The sequence below is a fragment of the Caloramator proteoclasticus DSM 10124 genome, from assembly GCF_900129265.1.
GTDB lineage: Bacteria > Bacillota > Clostridia > Clostridiales > Caloramatoraceae > Thermobrachium > Thermobrachium proteoclasticum.
In genome coordinates this window covers 1-20,966 of record NZ_FQVG01000037.1, presented here as the reverse complement: position 1 = coordinate 20,966, position 20,966 = coordinate 1, and the positions used below count along the sequence as shown (strand labels likewise).

23 protein-coding genes, 1 pseudogene and 1 other annotated feature are annotated in these 20,966 nt (G+C 31.8%); of the genes and pseudogenes, 13 read left to right on the top strand and 11 right to left on the bottom strand.

All coding sequences use genetic code 11. The features are described from left to right. The first annotated feature begins 16 nt into the window (after window positions 1-16). Together BUB63_RS08995 and BUB63_RS08990 are read left to right on the top strand one after the other, a co-directional pair. Window positions 17-418, top strand: a complete 402-nt coding sequence (locus tag BUB63_RS08995) for a 4Fe-4S binding protein (protein ID WP_027307688.1) — start codon at window positions 17-19, stop codon at window positions 416-418. A gap of 1 nt (window position 419) precedes the next feature. Then, window positions 420-2,162, top strand: a complete 1,743-nt coding sequence (locus BUB63_RS08990) for an aldehyde ferredoxin oxidoreductase N-terminal domain-containing protein (protein ID WP_073249205.1) — start codon at window positions 420-422, stop codon at window positions 2,160-2,162. Between the two features lie 32 nt (window positions 2,163-2,194). Here the strand turns inward: BUB63_RS08990 and BUB63_RS08985 are convergent, their stop codons facing one another. The 3 genes from BUB63_RS08985 to BUB63_RS08975 all read right to left on the bottom strand — a co-directional run bounded on the left by BUB63_RS08985 (window position 2,195) and on the right by BUB63_RS08975 (window position 4,857). Next, window positions 2,195-2,992 carry an ABC transporter permease gene (locus tag BUB63_RS08985; protein ID WP_027307686.1) on the bottom strand — a complete coding sequence of 266 codons (798 nt, stop codon included), beginning with the start codon at window positions 2,990-2,992 and terminating at the stop codon, window positions 2,195-2,197. Further along, window positions 2,982-3,749 (bottom strand): ABC transporter ATP-binding protein, encoded by a 768-nt coding sequence (locus BUB63_RS08980; RefSeq protein WP_073249203.1) that lies wholly within the window; start codon window positions 3,747-3,749, stop codon window positions 2,982-2,984. The genes BUB63_RS08985 and BUB63_RS08980 overlap by 11 nt, the downstream gene beginning before the upstream one ends. A 94-nt stretch (window positions 3,750-3,843) precedes the next feature. After that, window positions 3,844-4,857 carry an ABC transporter substrate-binding protein gene (locus tag BUB63_RS08975; RefSeq protein ID WP_027307684.1) on the bottom strand — a complete coding sequence of 338 codons (1,014 nt, stop codon included), beginning with the start codon at window positions 4,855-4,857 and terminating at the stop codon, window positions 3,844-3,846. 139 nt (window positions 4,858-4,996) lie between these two features. Here BUB63_RS08975 and BUB63_RS08970 point away from each other — a divergent pair, with 139 nt between their 5' ends. From BUB63_RS08970 to BUB63_RS08950, 6 genes are all read left to right on the top strand, one after another. Further along, the gene (locus tag BUB63_RS08970) at window positions 4,997-5,485 is read left to right on the top strand and encodes a hypothetical protein (RefSeq protein ID WP_073249201.1); all 489 of its coding nucleotides are present in this window, start codon (window positions 4,997-4,999) and stop codon (window positions 5,483-5,485) included. Between the two features lie 52 nt (window positions 5,486-5,537). Then, window positions 5,538-5,745, top strand: a binding site (T-box leader). A 33-nt stretch (window positions 5,746-5,778) separates the two neighbouring features. Beyond that, window positions 5,779-5,937, top strand: coding sequence for a hypothetical protein (locus BUB63_RS13615; protein WP_156897855.1), 159 nt, complete (start codon window positions 5,779-5,781; stop codon window positions 5,935-5,937). Between the two features lie 16 nt (window positions 5,938-5,953). Next, the gene (locus tag BUB63_RS08965) at window positions 5,954-8,605 is read left to right on the top strand and encodes a valine--tRNA ligase (RefSeq protein ID WP_073249198.1); all 2,652 of its coding nucleotides are present in this window, start codon (window positions 5,954-5,956) and stop codon (window positions 8,603-8,605) included. Window positions 8,606-8,719: 114 nt separating this feature from the next. After that, the gene (locus BUB63_RS08960) at window positions 8,720-9,637 is read left to right on the top strand and encodes a patatin-like phospholipase family protein (protein WP_073249197.1); all 918 of its coding nucleotides are present in this window, start codon (window positions 8,720-8,722) and stop codon (window positions 9,635-9,637) included. A gap of 66 nt (window positions 9,638-9,703) precedes the next feature. Next, the gene (locus tag BUB63_RS08955) at window positions 9,704-11,008 is read left to right on the top strand and encodes a bifunctional folylpolyglutamate synthase/dihydrofolate synthase (protein WP_073249195.1); all 1,305 of its coding nucleotides are present in this window, start codon (window positions 9,704-9,706) and stop codon (window positions 11,006-11,008) included. A 38-nt stretch (window positions 11,009-11,046) separates the two neighbouring features. Beyond that, window positions 11,047-11,238 (top strand): hypothetical protein, encoded by a 192-nt coding sequence (locus BUB63_RS08950; RefSeq protein WP_027307679.1) that lies wholly within the window; start codon window positions 11,047-11,049, stop codon window positions 11,236-11,238. Between the two features lie 120 nt (window positions 11,239-11,358). On the opposite strand, the gene BUB63_RS08945 is transcribed toward BUB63_RS08950, so the two are convergent. The 3 genes from BUB63_RS08945 to BUB63_RS08935 all read right to left on the bottom strand — a co-directional run bounded on the left by BUB63_RS08945 (window position 11,359) and on the right by BUB63_RS08935 (window position 12,543). Continuing rightward, window positions 11,359-11,874: a DUF4364 family protein gene (locus tag BUB63_RS08945; RefSeq protein WP_027307678.1), complete on the bottom strand. Its 516-nt coding sequence runs from the start codon at window positions 11,872-11,874 to the stop codon at window positions 11,359-11,361. Between the two features lie 130 nt (window positions 11,875-12,004). Beyond that, a complete protein-coding gene (locus tag BUB63_RS08940) occupies window positions 12,005-12,247 on the bottom strand; it encodes an alpha/beta-type small acid-soluble spore protein (RefSeq protein WP_027307677.1) in 243 nt (80 codons plus the stop codon). A 107-nt stretch (window positions 12,248-12,354) separates the two neighbouring features. Further along, the gene (locus BUB63_RS08935) at window positions 12,355-12,543 is read right to left on the bottom strand and encodes a hypothetical protein (protein WP_027307676.1); all 189 of its coding nucleotides are present in this window, start codon (window positions 12,541-12,543) and stop codon (window positions 12,355-12,357) included. Between the two features lie 127 nt (window positions 12,544-12,670). Between BUB63_RS08935 and pdaB the strand changes: the two genes are divergently transcribed. The 3 genes from pdaB to BUB63_RS08920 all read left to right on the top strand — a co-directional run bounded on the left by pdaB (window position 12,671) and on the right by BUB63_RS08920 (window position 14,834). After that, window positions 12,671-13,444 carry a polysaccharide deacetylase family sporulation protein PdaB gene (gene pdaB, locus BUB63_RS08930; protein WP_073249193.1) on the top strand — a complete coding sequence of 258 codons (774 nt, stop codon included), beginning with the start codon at window positions 12,671-12,673 and terminating at the stop codon, window positions 13,442-13,444. A gap of 91 nt (window positions 13,445-13,535) precedes the next feature. Next, window positions 13,536-14,129, top strand: coding sequence for a Mur ligase family protein (locus tag BUB63_RS08925; protein WP_073249191.1), 594 nt, complete (start codon window positions 13,536-13,538; stop codon window positions 14,127-14,129). A gap of 81 nt (window positions 14,130-14,210) precedes the next feature. Continuing rightward, the gene (locus BUB63_RS08920; protein ID WP_073249190.1) at window positions 14,211-14,834 is read left to right on the top strand and encodes a single-stranded DNA-binding protein; all 624 of its coding nucleotides are present in this window, start codon (window positions 14,211-14,213) and stop codon (window positions 14,832-14,834) included. 37 nt (window positions 14,835-14,871) lie between these two features. Here the strand turns inward: BUB63_RS08920 and dapD are convergent, their stop codons facing one another. Next, entirely contained in the window at window positions 14,872-15,588 is a 717-nt protein-coding gene (dapD, locus tag BUB63_RS08915) for a 2,3,4,5-tetrahydropyridine-2,6-dicarboxylate N-acetyltransferase (protein ID WP_035165660.1), read from the bottom strand. 114 nt (window positions 15,589-15,702) lie between these two features. Between dapD and BUB63_RS08910 the strand changes: the two genes are divergently transcribed. Next, on the top strand, window positions 15,703-16,239 hold the full coding sequence (locus tag BUB63_RS08910) for a cob(I)yrinic acid a,c-diamide adenosyltransferase (protein WP_027307671.1): 537 nt from the start codon (window positions 15,703-15,705) through the stop codon (window positions 16,237-16,239). Window positions 16,240-16,537: 298 nt separating this feature from the next. On the opposite strand, the gene BUB63_RS08905 is transcribed toward BUB63_RS08910, so the two are convergent. The 4 genes from BUB63_RS08905 to BUB63_RS08890 all read right to left on the bottom strand — a co-directional run bounded on the left by BUB63_RS08905 (window position 16,538) and on the right by BUB63_RS08890 (window position 20,514). Further along, window positions 16,538-17,692 carry an aminotransferase A gene (locus BUB63_RS08905; RefSeq protein WP_073249188.1) on the bottom strand — a complete coding sequence of 385 codons (1,155 nt, stop codon included), beginning with the start codon at window positions 17,690-17,692 and terminating at the stop codon, window positions 16,538-16,540. Window positions 17,693-17,830: 138 nt separating this feature from the next. Next, the gene (gene dapB / locus BUB63_RS08900; protein WP_027307669.1) at window positions 17,831-18,586 is read right to left on the bottom strand and encodes a 4-hydroxy-tetrahydrodipicolinate reductase; all 756 of its coding nucleotides are present in this window, start codon (window positions 18,584-18,586) and stop codon (window positions 17,831-17,833) included. A gap of 10 nt (window positions 18,587-18,596) precedes the next feature. Then, window positions 18,597-19,481, bottom strand: coding sequence for a 4-hydroxy-tetrahydrodipicolinate synthase (dapA, locus tag BUB63_RS08895; RefSeq protein WP_073249186.1), 885 nt, complete (start codon window positions 19,479-19,481; stop codon window positions 18,597-18,599). Between the two features lie 49 nt (window positions 19,482-19,530). Beyond that, a complete protein-coding gene (locus tag BUB63_RS08890; RefSeq protein WP_027307667.1) occupies window positions 19,531-20,514 on the bottom strand; it encodes an aspartate-semialdehyde dehydrogenase in 984 nt (327 codons plus the stop codon). Window positions 20,515-20,781: 267 nt separating this feature from the next. On the opposite strand from BUB63_RS08890, the pseudogene BUB63_RS08885 reads away from it, so the two are divergent. Continuing rightward, a pseudogene (locus BUB63_RS08885) lies at window positions 20,782-20,966 on the top strand (UPF0236 family protein); the annotation flags it as partial.

Below are 20,966 nucleotides of genomic sequence, written 5' to 3'. Positions count from 1 at the left end.
TATTGGAGGTGTAAAAATGGCAAAGGTATTGAAGGTAGCAGACAGAAGAAGATGTATAGGTTGTTTATCTTGCCGTCAAGCCTGTGCAAGACTTAGAGGAGAATATTCAATTGCTAACTCAGCAATAGAAGTTAAAACATCAGGTGGTTATACAGGTGAATTTGTTATAAATATTTGTCGTGGATGTGAAGAACCAGCTTGTATGGAGGCTTGTAAGTTTGGTGCTCTAACAAAGAGAACAGGCGGAGGAGTAGTATTCCACAAAGATAAATGTACAAAGTGTGGTGCCTGTGGAGTTGCTTGTGCAGTAAATGCAATTAGATTTGATGAAGAGGGATATCCAATAATTTGTACTCATTGTGGATATTGTACAAAGTATTGTCCACACAGATGTATTACAACGAAGGAGGTTTTATAATATGCTAGCAAGAGACTACATTAATGTTCTTTATATAGACCTTGAAAAGCAAGATTATAGATACGAGCAAAGAAAGGACCTTGTTAAATATCTTGGAGGTACAGGTCTTGCAGCAAAGCTTCTTGATGAAAATATAAAGCCAGAGCTTGACCCACTTGATCCAGCTCAGCCAATGATTTATGCAATAGGACCTCTTTCTTTTGTAATGCCAGTATGTACAAAGACAGTTGCAACATTTTATTCTCCACATACAAAGGAATATGGAGAGAGCCATGCAGGTGGAAGATTTGCAATGGCTATGAGATTTGCTGGTATTGATGCTATAGTTGTAACTGGTAAATCAGCACATCCTCAATATCTTCTAATTGATGATGGAGTACAATTTAGAGATGCAAGAGCTATGTGGGGATTATCTGTTGAAGAAACAGGTAAGATATTAAGACAAACTACACACGGAAGTGGTGTAAGAAGCTCAATTAGAATAGGTCGTTCAGGTGAAAACCTTGTAACTTATGCAGGTGTTAACGTAGATACATACAGACACTTTGGAAGACTTGGGCTTGGTGCTGTAATGGGTTCAAAGAACCTTAAGGCAATAGTTGTTATTGGAAACAATACAGTGGATATACCACAGGAATTAAAGGTAAAATATAGAAAAGTTTATGACAAGATATATGATAGGGTTCTAAACACTGACCTAATGAAGAAGTATCACGAACTTGGTACTCCAGTTAACGTTATTCCTCTAAATGAAATGCATTCACTACCATCCTTCAACCTTCAAAAGAACAAGATAGATTTTGCAGAAGATGTATCAGGGGAAAAGTTTGCAGAAGATAATCTTGTAAGAAAGGTTGCTTGTGCAGGATGTCCAATAGGATGTATCCACATTGGTCAAGTAAGAAGAGAATTTGATGCAGGATATGAATATGAAACAATAAATGTATCATATGACCACGAGCTTATTTTCGCACTTGGTACATTCCTTGGTATAAAGTCAACTGACGAAATACTTGAACTAATTGACGTTGTTGAAAGCGAAGGACTTGATGCTATATCAACAGGTGTTGTTTTAGGATGGGCAACAGAAGCGTACAAGAGAGGATATGTTTCACTTGAAGAGACACTTGTACCATTTGAATTTGGTATTGTTCAAAACTATATTGCAGCAGTTAAGTATATTTCAACAAGAAAGAATAAGTTCTATGAAGATTTAGGAAAAGGTGTAGTTCACGCTTCAAAGGTTTATGGTGGTTCAGATTTTGCTTGCCATTTAGGTGGAAATGAGATGGCAGGATATCATACAGGATATGGAAATGTTGTAGGATTTGCTGTTGGTTCAAGACACTCACACCTTGATAATGGTGGATATTCAATAGACCAATCAAAACCAAAGGAAGAAGATATTGTTAAGAAGGTTTATGACGAAGAATTAGAAAGAAACATTCTAACAAGCTTAGTAATATGTTTATTTGCAAGAAAGGTATATACAAGAGATATAGTTCTTGAAGCATTAGAGGCTGTTGGAATTAATATGACAAATGAAGAACTTACTCAATTTGCAAAGGATATACAAAAGCTTAAATATCAAATAAAGGCAAAACTTGGATACAGCTTAGACAGCATAAAGATTCCAGAAAGATTCTTCCAAACTAAGACTCTAAATGGAGTTCTAAGCAGTGAAAAGGCCCACGAAATGGTTAAGGAATATAAGAAAATGATAGAAGATCTAATGAATGAATAATAAAAATATGGACTGGTTTTCAGTCCATATTTTTATTTTATATACTTTGATTCTATTTTACTTACAATTGCATACATTATATATGCAATTATAGAAAGTATTATTATACTTAACATAACCATATCTAACTGTGCGACTTGCCCACCAAAAACTATAAGAAATCCTAATCCTTCTTTTGCTACTAAAAATTCACCAACTATAACACCAACCCAAGAGAGCCCTACATTTATCTTTAATGTTGAAATTATAGCAGGAAGGCTGTGGGGAAGAACGACATATTTTAGTATTTGATATTTATTTGCTCCAAATGTTTTAACAAGCTTTATCATATCCTCATCTACATCATTAAATCCGGTTAAAACAGAAATAATGGTAACTATTAAGGATATTGTAAGTGCAATTATAATTATGGCAGGCTGCCCATTACCAACCCAGAAGATTAGAATTGGGCCTAATGCAATTTTAGGTAGGGCATTTAGTACAACAAGGTATGGTTCTAAAACTTTATTAATAAAATCTGAAAGCCAAAGTATAATAGCAATTAAGGTACCAATAATAGTACCAGATATGAAACCTATTATAGTTTCTATGCAGGTAACATAGGTGTGCCTTAAAAGATGTCCCTCCTGCATCAACTTAAAGAAGGTAGTTACAATTTTAGATGGCTGACTTACTAAGAAGGGATCAACGATGTTAAGACGTGCAGTTATTTCCCATTGTGCTATAAAAATTATTAATATCAAAATTCTACATAGTGTAATTAGCGTATTCCTGCGTTTAATTTTAGAGATATATTCCAAATGTTCCTTTGAAGGAGTATTATTTATCATATTTATCAAGCTCCTTCCATATTAAATTAAAGTAATCCTTAAATTCTGGAGCATTTCTTGAGGTAAGGGGTGTTCTATTTTCTATACTAAGATTTATATTAAACTCCTTTTTTATTTTTGCAGGTCTTGAGCTCAATACAATAATTCTATCAGCAAGAGAAATTGCCTCTGCTATGTCGTGGGTTACCATTAGAGTAGTTTTTCCCTCTGCTTTAATAATTTTATATATTTCATCAGAAACTAATAATCTTGTGTGGTAGTCTAATGCAGAAAATGGTTCATCTAACAATAGTATTTCAGGGTTTAAAACTAAAGTCCTTATCAATGCAACCCTCTGTCTCATCCCACCAGATAGTTGACTTGGATAATAATTTTTAAAGGATGAAAGGCCGTATTTTTCAATTAAGTTATTTGCAAAGTCTATATTATCTTTAGTTAATTCTCTTCTTATTTCAAGTCCTAAAGTAATGTTTTTATAAATGCTTCTCCATTCAAACAATGTATCCTTTTGGAACATATACCCTATTTTATTGCAGGGATAGGAGATTATTTTGTTATCTAAATAAACTGAACCACTTGTTGGAGTAATAAGACCAGCTATAATTGAAAGCAGAGTAGATTTACCACATCCTGAAGGCCCAACAAGTACAACAAATTCACCTTCATCTACTTTAATACTTATATCATCAAGGGTTTTTGTTTCGGTGTGTAGAGTATGATATGTCATAGATACGTTACACAGAGTTAGTTTGCCCATATTTATCACTCTCGCTTATATTTAATTTTTGTTATGTTTTAGCTTTAACCCCTTGATGATATACTAAATTCATCAAGGGGCATATACATAAATATTATTTACCAATAACTTTTTTAGCAAATTCGGTTGTTACTATATCCTTATAAGGAGGACGTTTTGGAATTAAGCTTGGGTTGTAGGATTGAATAATATCCATAAGTCTTGATAATGAATCCTCCTCTAAAACTGGTGTTTTAGCCCAAGTATCCTGTTGTTTATATCTTTCAACAACCTTGGTTAATATATCGATATCAGAACCTGGGAAGAAGTCTTTAACTGCCTCAGCTATTTCCTTTGAAGAATGAGATTCAGTCCAGAGCATTCCCTTATAAATTGCATTGGTAAATTTTTGTATGATATCAGGGTTTTCGTTTATATATGATTTAGTTGCAAAGAAACAAGTGTAAGGAATTTCTCCAGAGGCCTTACCGATTGATGCAACGACATAACCTCCATTTTCTTTTTCAAGCATACTTGCTGTTGGTTCAAATAGGGCAACATAGTCACCAGTACCAGATTTAAAGGCCTGTGCTGTAGCTGTAAATGCAATGTTTGTTATTATATTTACATCTTTATTAGGAGTTAGACCGTGGTTTCTTAATACATACTCTAATGTCATTTCAGGAACCCCACCAGGACGACCACCTATAATTGTTTTACCCTTTAAATTTTCCCAAGCAAAATTGTCTTCTTTATTTCTTGAAACAAGGAAGGAGCCATCTCTTTTGGTGAGTTGTGCAAATAAAACAGCATAATCTTCTCTTCCTTGGTTATAAAGATATATAACCTGTTCAGGTCCACAAAAACCTATGTCTGCGTTTTTGGATAAAACCTGCTGCATTGTTTTATCTGCACCTTGCCCTGTTGAAAGCTCAATCTCAATTCCTTCTTCCTCAAAGAATCCTTGGTTTATTGCAACATACATAGGTGCATAGAAGATTGAACGAACTACTTCATTAAGTCTTACCTTTACTAAATCCTTCTTTGTTTCTTCTTTTTTACATCCAGAAAAAGCAGATAAGGTTAAAATCAAAATAGATATTACAGCTAATATTTTTTTGAATTTCATATATACATCTCCTTTTTTTTATATCAATTTATAATATGTTGTTTGGGGGTGTTTAGTTACATTTTTCGTCTGTGTTAATCTTGATTTTATGGTTAAAAAATGTAATAATTATATAAAACAAAGGGAAGAGGTGAGAAATATGAGGAGAAATTCACTTTCTACATTTATAGCAGCACTAATTCCAGGTGTTGGATATATGTATTTAGGTCTTTATAGAAAGGGACTGGAGGCACTTGCACTATTTTTATTAATTAAACCTGTGTTTTCGTTATTTGGATTGGGTGTTATTGGTGGTATATTACAATTTTTTATTTGGATATATGCCTTTGTGGATACCTTCAAGACTGCTTCGCTTTTAGATGCAGGTAAATATGTAGAGGATGATTATTTTATATTTAGTGGATTTTATAGCAAAGATGCCTATGGCAATAGAAAAAAAATAGATATAAGATATTTAATAAACACATTAGCAGTTTTATTGATTTTGGCGGGGGTATTTTCGATAGTAAATAAAGCCTTTGGAACTAACGAGCTTTACATAATGGTTAAATCCTTTGTTAGACAGTATTTTATACCTGTAGTTATGGTATTAGGTGGTTTTTATCTTCTTCTTCAAAATAGAAGATAAATATGTTGACAATGTAGTATTTTGTAATATAATAATAAATAAAAGTCAATAGATAGAGGCTGTGAAGAAGAGGAGTAGGTAGTAACACCTAAAAGAGAGGAAGACTCATAGGCTGAGAGGTCTTCTTAGGTAAAGTGCTATCGAAGGTAGCTTTGGAGCTTTTCATCTGAAGAAGAGTAGGATGAAACGGGAAACCGTTATTAAAATAAGAGCTGCATTTTTGCAGAATTAAGGTGGTACCGCGGTCCTTCGCCCTTAGAGTGCGAAGGGCCTTTTTATATGGAGGTGTTTTAGTGGGGTACATACTAGCAGTAGTTGGTGGTATATTAACCTATGGATCTAAAAAAATAGTTAAACTATTTAACTTTAGCCAAAATAAAGAACTTATTATTAAGTTAATAGGATTAACAATTGCAGCAATAGGATGTTTGAAGATTATGAGTATTATATAATAAAGGAGGTTCTAAAATGGAAGATAACAAGAATATAGCAAAGAATTATGATCCTAAGGAGTTTGAAGAAAGATTATATAATGAATGGTTAGAAAAGGGATATTTTACACCACAAGTTGATAAGACTAAAAAACCTTTTACAATAGTAATGCCACCACCAAATATTACAGGACAGCTTCATATGGGGCATGCCCTTGATAATACCCTTCAAGATGCATTAATTAGATGGAAAAGAATGCAGGGATATGAAACACTATGGCTTCCTGGAGAGGACCACGCAAGTATAGCGACAGAGGTTAAGGTTGAGGCGGAACTTGCAAAAAAGGGAATAAATAAAAAGGAGATAGGAAGAGAGGAGTTTTTAAAACACGTTTGGGATTGGACACATACCTATAGAGAGAGGATAAAAAAGCAGTTACAAAAGATGGGAGCATCCTGTGACTGGACTCGCGAAAGATTTACTATGGATGAAGGTTTAAATAAGGCTGTTAGAGAAGTATTTGTTAGATTATATAATAAGGGACTTATATACAGAGGAAATAGAATTATAAACTGGTGTCCAAGATGTATGACAGCTCTTTCAGATGCAGAAATTGAATATCAAGAAAAGCAAGGTAACCTATGGCATATTAAATATCCTGTAAAGGATAGCGACGAATATATAGTTATTGCAACAACAAGACCAGAGACAATGCTTGGAGATGTTGCAGTTGCAGTAAACCCAAATGATGAAAGATATAAACATTTAATAGGAAAGACTCTAATTCTTCCACTTGTAAATAGAGAAATTCCAATAATAGCTGATGAATATGTTGAAATGGAATTTGGAACTGGAGCTGTAAAAATTACTCCAGCTCACGATCCAAATGACTTTGAAGTAGGTCAAAGGCATAATCTTGAACAAATAGTTGTTATGAATGATAACGGAACAATGAATGAGCTTGCCGGCAAATACGCTGGACTTGATAGATATGATGCAAGAAAGCAAATAGTAAATGATCTTCAAGAATTAGGGCTACTTGTAAAGATTGAGGAGCATAATCATAATGTTGGTGCCCACGATAGATGCGGAACAACAGTTGAGCCACTTTTATCAAAGCAGTGGTTTGTAAAGATGAAGCCGCTTGCAGAACCAGCAATTGAGGCTGTAAAAAATGGGGAAGTTGAATTTGTTCCAGAGAGATTTGCAAAGGTTTATTTCAACTGGATGGAAAACATTCAAGACTGGTGTATTTCAAGACAACTTTGGTGGGGACATAGAATTCCTGTTTGGTATTGTCAAGACTGTGGAGAGGTAATTGTATCATCAGATGAGCCAGATGTTTGTCAAAAATGTGGTTCTTCTAATTTGAAACAGGATGAAGATGTGTTAGATACTTGGTTTAGTTCTGCACTATGGCCATTTTCAACATTAGGCTGGCCTGACAAGACAGAGGATTTAGAGTATTTCTTCCCAACTGATGTTTTAGTTACTGGTTATGATATAATCTTCTTCTGGGTTGCAAGAATGATATTCTCAGCAATAAATGAAATGGGAAGTGTGCCATTTAAGCACGTATTAGTACACGGTATTGTTAGAGATTCACAGGGAAGAAAGATGTCAAAATCCCTTGGAAATGGTATAGATCCACTTGAGATAATAGACAAATATGGTGCAGATGCATTAAGATTTACCCTTGTTACAGGAAACTCACCAGGAAATGATATGAGATTCTATATGGAAAGGGTAGAGGCATCAAGAAATTTTGCAAATAAGATTTGGAATGCATCAAGATTTATGCTTATGAACTATGATGAGGAGCTTGTAAATAGATACAAGAGTGAAGCAAATGACATAAGAAATACAGCAGACAGATGGATACTAAGTAGAATAAATGAAGTAGCAAAGGAAGTTACTGATAATCTAAATAAATTTGAACTTGGTATTGCAGCACAAAAAATATATGACTTTATCTGGTCAGAACTTTGTGACTGGTATATTGAACTTGTAAAACCAAGATTATATGGAGATGATGAAAAGTCAAAGGCTGCAGCACAAATAACATTAATTGAAGTATTAAAGGACAGCTTAAAGCTTCTACATCCATTTATGCCATTTATAACAGAAGAAATTTACAAGCATATAACTGATGAAACACCATCAATAACAATAGCTAAATGGCCAGAATTTAGAGAAGATAGAAATTATCAAGAAGATATGAAATCAATGGAGTATGTAATTGATGCTATAAGAGCCATAAGAAATATAAGGGCAGAAATGAATGTTCCAAACTCAAGAAGAGCAAAGATAATGATTATACCTTCAAATGAAGCCGCAAAGAAGGCCTTTGAAGATGGTGCTGTTTATTTTGAAAAACTTGCCTTTGCATCTGAGGTTGTATTCATAGGCGAAAATGAAATACCAAAGGATGCAGTATCTCAGGTTACAGAGGGTGCACAAATATATATGCCTCTTGAGGATTTAATAGATAAGCAAAAGGAAATTGAAAGGCTAACTAAAGAAAAAGAAAAGCTTGAAAAGGAAGTAGAAAGGGCAGAAGGCAAACTTAATAATCCAAACTTTGTAGCAAAGGCACCACAAAAACTTGTTGATGAGGAAAAGGAAAAACTTGCAAAGTATAAAGAAATGCTTGAGAAGGTAATTGAAAGACTTAATGCACTTAAGTAATTGATTAACGTAAGTAGTGGATTTCTACACTACTTACGTTTTTTTTATACATAAAAAACAAATTCAGTATTTATTCATATTATAATACTATGAGTAATTTATGGAATGATTTGGATGTATATTGATGCTGTGTTTGAGGGTGGAGGAGTAAAGGGGATTGCCTTCTTAGGAGCTATTAAATGTTTAGAAGATAGAGGGTATAGATTCAACAAGGTTGCAGGCACATCAGCCGGTGCAATTGTCGCTTCTTTAATTGCAGCAGGTTATAGTGCAGATGAATTAAAACAGATTCTATTTAACTTTGATTTTATTAAATTTCAAGATAAAGATTCAATTCAAGCATTGCCACTAATAGGGGGAATATTAGGACTTTTTGTTAGTAAGGGCATTTATTCAGGAGATGAATTTGAAAGGTGGCTTAAATACCTTTTAGAGAAAAAAGGAAAGGTAAAATTTAAAGATTTCATTAGAAATGATGAACCAATACTAAAAATAATTGCATCAGATATAACTAAAAAGGATATATTAATACTTCCAGATGATTTAAAGGAATATGGAATAGATCCTTTAGAATTTGATGTGGCAAAGGCTGTACGTATGAGTATGAGCATTCCACTATACTTTAAACCAGTTAAATTAAAGGTAAAGGAAGAGACTCATTATATAGTTGATGGTGGAATTTTAAGTAATTTCCCTGTTTGGATATTTGATGTTGATGGTGTCCCACGTTGGCCAACCTTTGGATTTAAGTTGCAGGAACCAGCACCAAAGCCCAAAAAAGATTATATATCCTTGAGGGATTATATAATGGACATTGTAAATACTATGCTTGAGGAGAATGAATTAAGGTATATAAAAAATAAGGATTTTGTAAGAACTATTTTGATTCCTACTCTTGGAGTAAATACTACTGATTTTTCTATATCTAATTCTATGAAGCAAAAACTATATATGTCAGGATATAATTCAGCAAAAAAATTCCTTGAAAATTGGAATTTTAATGAGTATATAAGCAGGTATAGGATGAAATAATGGGTGTTTTTAAACACCCTATTTTTTATGATATAATTTATGTAGTATTTTATACGAGGTGATGTTATGGATTATAGAGAGGCTTTAGAGTACATAGAGAGTGTTGGAAAGTTTGGAATGAACTTTGGGTTGAAAAGAATAGAAAGAATATGTGAACTTTTAGGGAATCCACAGGAAAGATTAAAAGTTATACACGTTGCAGGTACCAATGGCAAAGGTTCAACGGTGACTTTTGTTTCAAATATTTTGATTGAAGAGGGATATAGAGTAGGTATATATACATCTCCACATTTAGAGAGATTTACAGAGAGAATTAAAATAAACAATGAAGAAATATCTGAAGAGGATGTTGCAGGGCTTATAGAAGAGATAAAGGAAATTATTAATACGGTTGTAGTTGAGGGATATGAACATCCTACAGAGTTTGAAATAGTAACTGCCTGTGCATTAAAGTATTTTGCTGAAAAGAAGGTTGATTTTGTAGTGTTAGAGGTTGGACTTGGTGGAAGGCTGGATGCAACAAATGTTGTAAACCCACTTCTTTCAATAATTACTTCTATAAGTTACGATCATACTAATATTTTAGGAGATACTATAGAAAAGATTGCCTATGAGAAGGCAGGAATAATTAAAAGAAATAGACCTTTAGTTTTGTATCCTCAGGTCGAAGAAGCACAGAGTGTTATTGAAAAAAGAGCAGAGGAGATGAATTCGAAGATTTATTATGTAAAAGATGCAGAATGGGATGTAAAGGAAGATACAGTTAAGGGAATAATGTTTGATGTAAAAATAAAAAATAGGATATATAAGGATTTGAGGATAAGGATGATAAACAGGTATCAAGTTAAAAATGCTGTAACTGCCCTTATGGCAATAGAGGTTTTAAGGGATTTAGGATATTCTGTTTCAGACAAAGCTATATATGAAGGGTTAGAAAAATCAGTATGGCCAGGTAGATTTGAGATATATAAGGAGGATCCATATATAGTTCTTGATGGTGGACATAATGTTCAGGGAATTACGGAACTTATATATGGATTAAATAAATATTTTATAAACAAAAGGATAAAGATGGTATTTGGAGTATTAAAGGATAAGGATTATATAAAAATGGTAGATGAGCTTACAAAAGTTTGTGATGATTTTATAACAGTAACTCCCGAAAGTTTAAGAGCACTAAAGGCAGAAGATTTAAAAGAATTTATAGAAGAAAGAGGTAAACGGGCAGTAGCCTTTGATAATATGAAGGAGGCTGTTGAATTTACTATAAATAATAAGGATTATGATGTTTTGGTATTCTGTGGTTCACTTTATATGATAGGTGATGTTAGAAGAATATTGAATTCTATTTTTAAAAAAGAAGAAGAATGAATATAATATATTAAAGCATTATGTTTTGGGAGGAAAAATTGTCTGTTGATATTAAAGAACGAGTTAAGCTGGCTTGTGAGATATATTATTTTGCAATTAAAAATGAGGATAAAATACCCAAGGAACTTGTTAATGTGGCGAAAATTATATGTAATGATACGATTAAAGCTGCTAAAACATTAAAGGTTGGATTAAATGAAAATGAAATGGCAGATAGGATTTTAAAATAGAATTATAAAAGGCATAATTTATATTATGTAGTTGATTAAAAAGTTATATAAGAGCCCTATGAAAGGATAGAGGTATAAAGATTCCTTCATAGGGCTTTTACATATAGTTCGAGATGTTTTTTATTTTTTATTTAGTAGGTTTGTTAGATTATTGTATATATCTTCTCCAGAATTTTTCCAATTAGTTCGTATCAATTCAATATCCTCCATAGTTTTTACTGGAAGCTTTATTTCAATTAGATTTTTTGCTCCCTTTTTCAAAATTAAATTTACTTCAAATCCATCCTTAATTGGCATATATTCAGCAGCAGGTTCTATTTTCTGTGTGCTTTCATTTTTGTTTTCAAAATAATCATCTAATTGTTCAATTTTTGCATCGGGTATTCTGTTTAAAAAGAAATTCAATGTGTCAGAGCCTTTACTACTAATTACTAAATATTGTTTCTTGTTATCGGTTATGGTATTTATAAAACCAGTATTTATGAGTTCAGATATATACTGCTGAAGAGTAAAGTAGTTTATTAGGTTATTTTCTAATATAATTTGTGTTAGCTGTGAATTAGTAGATGGCTTATTTAGTTTATTTAGTATGTATAAAATAATTAGTTTGTTTATGGCTAAATCTGTTACATCCATTTAATTTTTTCACCTCTTCATTTAATATCAAATTTATTATACCAACAAAGTTATCTATATTTCAACAAAATAGGATTAATTTTTTACAACAATATAGACATAAAAACAAGAAGGGTTAATCCCTTCCTGTTTATAGTTTTTCTAATTGTTTTCCGCTCATAAGTTCCTTTTCAGCCAGTGCAATCATTCTTTTAACCATTGCCCCACCGACTCTTCCGCAATCCTTTGATGGGATATTTCCCCAATAGTCTTCAGAGCCTTGATATACTGGAATCCCAAACTCTGATGCTATTTCATATTTTATGTTGTCTAAAATTTGATGAGCCTCTGGAACTAATTGAGTTCTTCCTGAACCATTCTGTCCTGCTGCCATTTTTATTCCTCCTTATGTACTTATGTTTTTGTTTAGTTATAATTTGTGTAGTTTAGTAAAAAATATGTTAGGAAGTTAAAGGAAAAGGGTTGCAGATTGCAACCCTTTTAGGTCAATTTTTCTTTGATAGGGATTTTTCTGTCTTTTCTTGTACCATGTCGTTTAACACTTTCTAATTGAGCCTTTTGAGATTTTGCTTCTCTGTGGTAATGTCTATCTTGTCCTAATAGGTTTTCTGAAGCAAATTCCTCTTGATGCCCAAACAGGTTTGTAAAGCGTGCCCTTCGCATGGTCATAAAAATCCCTCCTTTATTGACCTTATCTTTATTATTTGTTTCTATTTAAAAATTTAATACAGTTGTTTTAAATTTAAATTTATTAAAATAAATATGTATAAATAGAATGTTTTGGAGGGATAGAGTATTGAAGATTTTTATTTTAAGTAAAGAAAAAATAAAAAACATTGGGGTTGTTTGTTTAATTGTTTGTATTGCAGTATTATTTAAACTATCAGGTGGGTATAAGCTTATAGATGTTTTTTTAAATTCTAAAGCTGACTTGCCTATTTATTCGGTAGAAACTAAGGAAAAGAGGGTTGCTTTAACATTTGATATTGGATGGGGGGATGAGTATATACCTTCTATTTTAAAAGTATTAGATGATAATAATGTAAAAGCAACGTTTTTTATATTAGGAACGTGGGTAGATAAATATCCAAACAGAGTAAAGGAAATAGATACTAAGGGGCACGAAATAGGAAATCATTCAAATAATCATATTTACTTTACAAGGCTTACAAAATCTAAAATAAAGGAGGAAGTATTTACAGCAAGTAGTAAAATAAAAAAGATAACGGGAAAGGAAACTAAATTGATGAGGGTACCATATGGTGATTACAACAGTGAAGTAATTAAAGCAATAGAAGAAACCGGCCATTATTGCATACAATGGGATGTTGACCCTATTGATTGGAGGACTATATCCCATCAGCAAATTGAAAAAACAGTTATATCAAAGACAAGAAATGGTTCGATAATTCTTCTGCATAATAGTAGTATGGAAACAGTAAAAGCATTAGACACAATTATAAAGGAACTAAAAAATAAAGGATATGAATTTGTTAAGGTATCGGATTTGATATATAAGGATAATTATTATATTGATTTTACAGGTAGACAGAAGCCATTAAATGAATAAGACATACATTATTAATATGTTTTAAGCCTCCTCCTTTGAATAAATAATAAAAAAATGTACAAGATATTAAAATAAGAGAGGAGGTTTCATTATGATAATAATTGGTATATTTGGAAGTAGAGGAAAGTCCTTTGTGGGTGATGTACTATTAGAATTTTTTAAGAAACATAAAAAAAATGCCTATGTAATTGGAACAAAGGATGATAGTGAGGAATCATTTTTTAATCTATTAAGAAATAGTATAGATTATATAATTATAGAGATTTCAAGAGAAGATATAATTAACAACAAAATAAACAAAATAAAGTTTGATATACTAATACACACTGCTCTTGAATATGAAAAGGAAAGTCTGATTAAGTCTTATCAAAATTTAATTTCAAATCTAAAGGAAAATGGATATATTATTCTAAATGCAGATTCAATTCAAAAGATAGATTATGTATGTGAAAAAGTTTATCCCATTACATACGGTTTAAATGAACGTACAACAGTTTCAGCCTCAAGTATTGACGATATGAATGAATTATGCTTTAGTTATTGTCTTCAGAGAAGTATAGTAACTATAAATGGTAAACTGGTTCAGCCCTTTGAAAAACCACTTAAAGTAAAGGGCAAATATCAAGATGTTTATTACTATCTTGCTGCCTTAAGTACAGCTTTGTGTTTGGATTATGAATTTTAAAAAAATAGGTATAAAAAAATAAAAATCATAATATTTATATTTTAGATAGTAAAATCAAAAATGTACAAAGGGGATGGGATTATGAACGATTATCAATTAACATCAAACAAAGTGTATATTGAAGGTAAGGTAGTTTCGGAACTATCCTATAGTCACGAAATGTTTGGGGAAGCTTTTTATAACTTTACTGTTGAAGTTCCAAGGTTAAGTGAAACTGTTGATAGGCTTCCTATTACTGTATCAGAAAGACTTCTACCAACTGTTGATGTAAGTATTGGAAAGATAGTTAGTATTAAAGGACAGTTGAGGTCCTATAATAAAGTGGTAGATGGTACCAATAGATTAATACTAACTGTTTTTGCAAGGGATATTAATAACATTGATACTATTAGTACAAGCCCCAATGAAATATATTTAGATGGTTATATTTGTAAGGCGCCAGTTTATAGAACTACACCATTTGGAAGAGAAATAACAGACATATTAATTGCAGTAAATAGACCATATAATAAATCAGATTACATACCAGCAATTGCTTGGGGAAGAAATGCAAGATTTTCAAGTACACTTGAAGTAGGGACTCATATAAAGATTACCGGAAGAATACAAAGTAGAGATTATGAAAAGAAGATTTCAGAAACTGAAACAGTAAAGAGAACAGCTTATGAGGTATCTATTACAAAGATGGATAAGGTTGATGAGTAAAAAATAAGTTAACAAAAGGTATTAACCTTTTGTTAACTTATTTTCTTAAGTCCTCAAGTATTTGTGTTTTACTTTTTGTTTTTTCATCAACCTTTTTTATTACTTTAGCTGGAGAGCCAGCAACAACTACATATGGTTCCACATCCTCTGTTACAACAGAGCCTGCCGCAACTACAGCACCTTTTCCAATCTTAACTCCCTCTAATATAACTGCATTTGCTCCAATTAGAACCTCATCCTCAATAATAACAGGGTCTTTACTTGGAGGCTCTAAAACTCCTGCAATAACAGCACCAGCTCCAACGTGAACATTTTTTCCTATTTTACCTCTTGCACCAACTACAGCATTCATATCAATCATTGCACCTTCACCTATTTCAGCACCAATATTAATTACAGCACCCATCATTATAACCGCATTTTTACCGATTGAAACACCTTCTCTGATTATTGCACCAGGCTCAATTCTTGCTTCAATATGCCTAATGTCAAGCATAGGTATTGCAGAATTTCTTCTGTCCCATTCAATTCTATATTTTTTAATCTTATCTCTATTTTCATTAATAAACTTTTCGATTAAATGATTTTCTCCAAATAGAATAAAAAAGTTTCCTTCTCCATATATATCTATGTCTTCATTTTCAATGCCTTGTAAATTTCCATTTATATAAACCTTGACAGGCGTAGTTTTTTTAGCGTCCTTGATGTATCGTGCTATTTCGTATGGATTTGTTAGATCATATTCTGTTTTCATATCCATTATTTACCCTCCTTATAAATTATTATCAATAAATATACAATAGTATAAATAGTTTGTCAAATACAAATAAAAGTAGTATTCTATAATTAAGGATATTATGGGGGTGATATTTTGCTACAAAAAGGATGTATTCAAGTTTATACAGGTAATGGAAAAGGTAAAACAACTGCTGCTGTAGGTCAAGGAGTAAGAGCTGTAGGAAGAGGACTTAAGGTTTATATGGTACAGTTCTTAAAGGGAAATGATACAGGTGAACTACATAGTTTAAAAAGATTAGAGCCTGATTTTAAGGTTTTTAGATTTGAAAGGCCAAGAGGATTTTTCTGGACCTTAAGTGAAGATGAAAAGATTGAACTTAAAAAGGATATTGATAAAGGTTTTGAATTTTGCAGGGAAGTTTTGAAAAATAGGGAATGCGATGTTTTGATTATTGATGAGATGATGGGAGTTTTATCAAATAAACTTTTAGATGTACAAGAAGTAGTGGAGTTTTTAAAATCTAAACCAGAAAATATAGAAATAATACTAACAGGAAGAAATGTTCCTAAAGAAATAGCAGATGTTGCGGATTTAATAACTGAAATGAAGGATATTAAGCATTATTTCAATGAAGGAGTTCCAGCAAGAAAAGGAATAGAGTTTTGAAAAAGTTATGTAATAATTAGCCCCATGAAGGATTTCTTAGGCATCGGTTCATTTCGCTAAGAAATTCTAAGCTTTTCTTTGTTTGAAAAAGTCCTACCTTCGCGATGCCATCGTCCTGATGGCCGCTCGGCTCGGCACGTCCTGTGCCGAATTACGGACTTTTTCAAAATCGAAAAGCAAGAATTGCTAATGCTTATGAAAGAGCCTTTGAAATCCTTTCATGGGGCTTTTTTATACTTTAGCTAATAATTAGGTTTGTCAACAATCTGCTACCTTAATAGGTGGGCAATTTATATTTTTATAAAGTAGATATAAATTTCTCTATTCTATCTAATCCTAATTTTAATTCCTCCATCGAATATGCGAAGGAAATCCTTATATGTCCTTCTCCATATTGCGAAAAGGCACTTCCAGGTACAACTGCAACTTTTTCATTTTCTAATAAACTTAAAGCAAAGTTAAATGAGTTGTTTGAATACTTTTTTATATTTGGAAATATATAAAAGGTTCCTTTAGGTCTTACAACATCAAATCCCATTTTTATAAGTCTATCATAAACATAATCTCTTCTTTTTTTATATTCATTCTTCATTGTTATTGAATCATCTATTCCATTTGTTAGAGCTTCAAGGGCAGCATATTGGCTTATAGATGTAGCACAAGTATTTAGATATTGATGAACTTTAATCATATGTTTTGTTATGTAACTTGGTGATAGTGTATATCCTATTCTAAATCCAGTCATAGAATGGGATTTTGACAGTCCGTTTATTACAATTGTTTTATCCTTTAAATTATTAAGTGCTGCTATTGAATTATGTCTTTCTTCATATACAAGTTCACTATATATTTCATCTGATAAAATAAATATATCTTTATCTTTAATGAAATCTGCTATTTCGTTTAATTCATCTAAGTTTAAGCATTGACCTGTTGGGTTTGATGGATAAGGAATAATTATGCATTTTGTTGAAGAGCCTATATTATCTTCAAGCAATTTTTTAGTTAATTTAAAATTAGTATTTGAAGTATCTATGTATTTTACCTTTGCACCACATAGTTTTACGACAGGTTCATATCCCGGATAACAGGGTGCAGGAATTAATACTTCATCGCCTATATCTAATATAGTTTTAAGTGCTATAAATATTCCTTCACTTGCACCACAAGTTACTATAATTTCATCATCGGGATTGTAATATAGATTATATTTTTTTTGAACAAAATTTGATATAGCTCTTCTTAGTTCAATAATCCCTGCATTGTGAGTATATATAGTTTTGTTATTTTCTAATGCTAACTTTGCAGCTTCTTTTATGTGATTTGGTGTATTAAAATCTGGTTGTCCTATAGTAAGTGAGATTACATTATCATATTTTGATACCATATTATAAAACTTTCTTATACCCGATATTTCAATGCTTCTTACATCTTTGTTAAGTAAATTTTCCATAATAACCTCCATCAGAAGACACTAATTTTTAAAAGCCCCATAAAGGATATTTTAAAATTAATTACAGATGAATGCATATATATCCTTTATGGGGTTAGCTATAAATTTATTTTAATATCCAACAATTGGTTAATAAGGTTAACTGTTTATTACATCCTGCATTGTATAAAAACCATTTTCTTTTCCAAATAAATATCTTGCGGCTTTTATTGCACCATAGGCAAATACATCTCTTGAAAGGGCAGAATGCTTAATTTCTATATTTTCAAAGGGACCTGCGAATAATACTTCGTGTTCACCAACTATATTTCCACCGCGAACAGCATGTATTCCAAGTTCATTTTTTTCTCGCTTTTGAGTTTTTGAATGTCTACCATAACTATAGTTTAATACATTTTCTAATGATTTATTTATTGCATCTGCAATCATTAATGCTGTACCACTTGGTGAATCAAGCTTTTGATTATGATGTTTTTCTATTATTTCTATATCGAAATTTTCATAGAGTACCTTTGCAGCTTGTGAAACTAAAGATAAAACTAAATTAACACCAAGGGACATATTAGCAGAATTGAGTATAGGTATAAATTTAGAGGCATCATACATTTTATTTTTTTCCTCTTCAGAAAAACCTGTAGTACAGATTACTAATGCAACTTTATTCCTCTTACCATATTCTAAAATAGAATCCAAACAGGTGTGGTTTGAAAAATCAATTAATACATCAACCTCTTCTTTAACTTCATCTAATTTTGAATATACTGGATAAGAATTGATAAATTTTGTTGTATCCTTATCAACACCACATACAACTTCAATATCATTGAGTGTTGATATAATTTTTGTTAAAGTCTGTCCCATACGTCCATTACAACCGTGCAATAATACTCTCATACATTCACCTCTAAGCAAGCTTTATTCCGTAATTGATCATTTCTTTTTTTAATATTTCAAGATTTTTAGGTGACATATCAACAAGAGGCAGTCTTAAGTGTCCTACCTTCATTCCCATTAGATTCATAGCAGTTTTTACTGGGATAGGATTAGTTTCAATAAATAATGCTTTTATTAATTGAATCATATTAAGTTGTATCTTTAATGCTTCTTTGTATTTACCCTGTAGGAATAATTGGCACATATCGTGGGTATCTTTAGGAAGAATATTCGCAACTACAGAAATAACCCCTTTACCTCCAAGTGACATTATTGGTATTACTTGATCGTCATTTCCAGAGTAAATATCAAGGTTATCACCACAGAGCTGTGCAATTTCAGCTACTTGTGATATATTACCGCTTGCTTCCTTTACAGCAACTATATTATCAATTTTTGAAAGTTCAAATAGAGTTTCAGGGAGTATATTAAATCCAGTTCTTGAAGGTACGTTATAGATTATAATAGGTTTTGTAACAGCAGAAGCTATTGCTTTAAAATGTTCGATTGCTCCTCTTTGGGTTGTTTTATTATAATAGGGTGTTATAACTAAAAGGCCATCAACACCTATGCTATCAGCCCACCTACTCATATCTATTGCAGCTTTAGTATTGTTGCTTCCTGTTCCAGCAATAACAGGTATTCTTCCCTTTACAACATCAACGGTAAATTTAATAGTTTCTTTTCTCTCTTGTTCAGACATAGTTGAGGCTTCACCAGTTGTTCCACATATAATAATTGCATCTGTCTTTTGGTCTATATGCCATTCAATAAGTTCTTCTAATTTTTTAAAGTCAACTCCGTCTTCGTTAAATGGCGTTACTATTGCAACACCGCTTCCAGTAAATAGGCTCATTTATAACCCATCCTTTCTAAAAAAATATCCTTAATATTATTATATAGCACTACTTGATTAAAAGTTCAGCAATTTGTACAGCATTTGTTGCAGCACCCTTTCTTATGTTATCTGCTACAACCCACATATTAATACCGTTTTCAATGCTCTCATCACGTCTTATTCTTCCAACAAAAACTTCATTTTTTCCCTCTGCTAATATTGGCATAGGATAAACATTATTTTTAACATCATCCATAAGCACTATACCTTTGCTTTGCTTTAATACTTCCTTTAACTCATCTATTTCAAAGCTCTTTTCAAACTCCACATTTATCGATTCGCTATGACCATAAAATACAGGAACTCTAACAGTTGTTGCTGTAATCTTTAAATCAGGTCTATGCAGTATTTTTCTTGTTTCGTTTATCATTTTCATTTCTTCCTTTGTATAGCCGTTATCCATAAATACATCTATGTGGGGTATTATGTTATATGCAATTGGGTGAGGGAATTTTTTTGGTTTTTCTCCCTTTATTCCATTTATTAAATCTTCATATCCACCCATCCCGGCACCTGATACTGCTTGATATGTTGAATAGATAATTCTTTTTATTCTGTATTTATCATCAAGAGGCTTTAGTGCGACCACAGCTTGAATAGTTGAACAGTTAGGATTTGCAATTATACCCTTATGCCATTTTATATCCTCTGGATTTACTTCAGGAACAACAAGAGGTACATCATCGTTCATTCTCCAAGCACTACTATTATCAACAACTATACAGCCTTTACTTGCTGCAATTGGTGCATATTTTAAACTTGTAGATGCACCAGCAGAAAACAAGGCGATATCAATACCTCTATCAAAGGAGTCTTCCTTAAGTTCCTCAACAATATAATCTTTATTGTTAAAATTGATTACGTTTCCAGCTGATTTTGAAGACGCGAAAAGAAAAAGATTTTCAATAGGAAAGTTTCTTTCCTTAAGTACATCAAGAAATTTCCTACCTACCATACCTGTTGCACCAACAACTGCCAATTTAATGCCCATTATATTTCCCCCTTTTTAGTTTTATCTAATATAGTTTATAAAATTATTTTATACATTATAACATATATTTAAAGATAATTACATACTGCAATTTATAATTATGCAACAATAGGTATTGATAAATAATTGTCGATTTGTGTAATAAATTCATATTGCACATAGTGTAAAATTATTGTAGGACGAAAAAGGACAAAAAATTTAAAAGAGACAACCCCTGTGGTAAAATAAAAAGTGGAAAAAACACAAACCAATAAGGGGGTGTCTCTTTTGAATAATATTATACAACAACATTTAATAAATTTCACTACTAAATTAATAAAAAATGTAGAAGAAATGCTGTCAAAAGAATGGGATTTTACAAAACTTGTTGAGGTAGTTAAAGAATCGACTGATGAACTTGGAAGGAATATAATAAAAGACTTTTTAGAAGAATTAGATAAAGCGATTAAAGA